1 protein-coding gene is annotated in these 614 nt (G+C 31.6%); it reads left to right on the top strand.

The features are described from left to right. Window positions 1-28: 28 nt before the first annotated feature. Complete coding sequence (locus E2R67_RS16460; RefSeq protein ID WP_166739416.1) at window positions 29-544, top strand: CbrC family protein; 516 nt, start codon at window positions 29-31, stop codon at window positions 542-544. The last annotated feature ends 70 nt before the right edge of the window (window positions 545-614 follow it).

Below are 614 nucleotides of genomic sequence, written 5' to 3'. Positions count from 1 at the left end.
GCGTTATATTTTTTAGCGAGGATTAATCGTGAAGTTTAAGTATTTTAAAGACCCTGACAATTTTAGCTATAAAATGAAATCAGAAGAAAAATGTTCAGTTTGCAATGCAGTTGGCATCTGGTTTGATGCAGGAGGATTTTATGGAAGTGGTGAACTTAATTGCATTTGTGACAGATGTTTAATAAATGGTGAATTAGAAGAATTGGAAAAATTTACAAACGATGTTTATATGGGGAATGAAGAACAAATCCGAGAAATAACCTATAGAACACCAACACTTCCAACATGGCAAGATATTGAGTGGCCATTTTTAAATGGCGACTATTGTATATTTGAAAAATTTGCATCTAAAGAAGATTATAAAAATAAGCAAGAATTTATAGAGTCAATACTTCCGAGTGATAAAGATCTAGTAGATTTTGATTCATTATGGTCAGCTTTGCCAGATAAGAAAATTAAAAATATCAAAGATGGCAACAATAATACGACAGTATACTTATTTTCATCAAATGGTAAAAAAGTCTCAACTTGGGATGCTAATTAAAAAATATAACAAAGCTAATTAAAACCGACGCAAAACACTCCGCGTTTTTGCGCGGCTTATTAGAGCGTTA

The organism is Psychromonas algicola (genome assembly GCF_004378355.1).
Lineage (GTDB): Bacteria > Pseudomonadota > Gammaproteobacteria > Enterobacterales > Psychromonadaceae > Psychromonas.
The sequence above is the reverse complement of the archived record's forward strand: the minus strand, read 5'-3'. Positions and strand labels throughout refer to the sequence as shown.